Here is a 603-nt window from a genome sequence, read left to right as displayed (position 1 = left end):
TTGCCGGTCTGGCGCTTGGCCGCGGGTCGGGGGTGCCGGTCGGCGGCCATGTCGCGATGCCGGTGTCGCGCGGGGGCGCGGCCGCAGCAATCACTGCTTTTTTCGCCCTGCTCGTTCTGCTGCCGCTTCTTGCTGGCCAGAGCCAGGGGTTGGCGGTGATCGACAGCTTCTATCGTGCCGGCGCGCTGGTGTTCGGAGGCGGCCACGTCGTCCTACCGCTTCTACAGGCCGGGGTCGTCGCACCCGGCTGGGTCACATCGGACCAGTTTCTCGCCGGATACGGAGCGGCGCAGGCGGTGCCCGGGCCGCTCTTCACCTTTGCCGCCTACCTCGGTGCGGTGTTGGAGCCTCAGCCGAATGGCGTAGCCGGGGCGGTCATTGCGCTTCTTTCAGTGTTCCTGCCCGGCTTTCTGATCCTGATCGGCGTTCTGCCTTTCTGGGATCGATTCCGCGCCATGCCACAGGCCCGATCGCTGATGCAGGGCGCCAATGCCGCCGTCGTCGGCATTCTCGGCGCGGCGCTCTATTCGCCCGTCTTCACCAGCGCCATTGGAGACTTGCGTGACTTTGCGCTGGCGCTCGCCTGTTTCGTCCTGCTGATGG

1 protein-coding gene is annotated in these 603 nt (G+C 67.0%); it reads left to right on the top strand.

Annotation, left to right across the window (positions count from 1 at the left end; genetic code table 11):
* A partial coding sequence (locus KNW02_RS20720) for a chromate transporter (protein ID WP_216035059.1) occupies positions 1-603 on the top strand: 603 nt, incomplete at both ends.

Origin of the sequence: Paracoccus marinaquae (assembly GCF_018860165.1) — a bacterium.
Taxonomy (GTDB): Bacteria; Pseudomonadota; Alphaproteobacteria; order Rhodobacterales; family Rhodobacteraceae; genus Paracoccus; species Paracoccus marinaquae.
This window is presented reverse-complemented; position numbering and strand designations above follow the sequence as displayed.